Source organism: Nocardia sp. TBRC8007 (genome assembly GCF_056629435.1).
The window spans coordinates 1-407 of record NZ_JBWSOR010000172.1 but is presented as its reverse complement, the minus strand read 5'-3'; the positions used below and the strand labels follow the sequence as shown (position 1 = coordinate 407).

Here is a 407-nt window from a genome sequence, read left to right as displayed (position 1 = left end):
GCAACCCCACCACGTTCGGCTCACGACGCATCCCTGGCAACATACGAAGCCACGCGACGAACCGGCCGACGTCCTCGAGTCGAGCGCTCGACCACCTCACCCCGGCCTGACCACAGAACTCGAACCAGTCGCGCAGGTCGTGGGCATAGGCGCGAACCGTGTTCGGAGACCTTTCCACCGCATGCAGATGCGCAAGGAACGCCTCCGCAGGCTCAATCGTCACCGAGTCGGCTCCCACCACAGTCCACGACTCATCATGCCCGAACGGCATCACCACCCGCTGCACCATGAGCACGGTCGGTTCTGTCATGGACGCCAAAGATAACCAGTCCATGACAAAACGCCCGGAAGCACAAGGGGCGTGTCGGCTACGTCAACTACACCCGCTCAGATGACCGGAGATAACG

At 62.2% G+C, this 407-nt stretch carries 1 protein-coding gene; it reads right to left on the bottom strand.

The window, feature by feature from the left end; all coding sequences use genetic code 11:
- A partial coding sequence (locus tag ACX4ZE_RS23150; protein ID WP_480275581.1) for a site-specific integrase occupies window positions 1-310 on the bottom strand: 310 nt, incomplete at its 3' end.
- Between the last annotated feature and the right edge of the window lie 97 nt (window positions 311-407).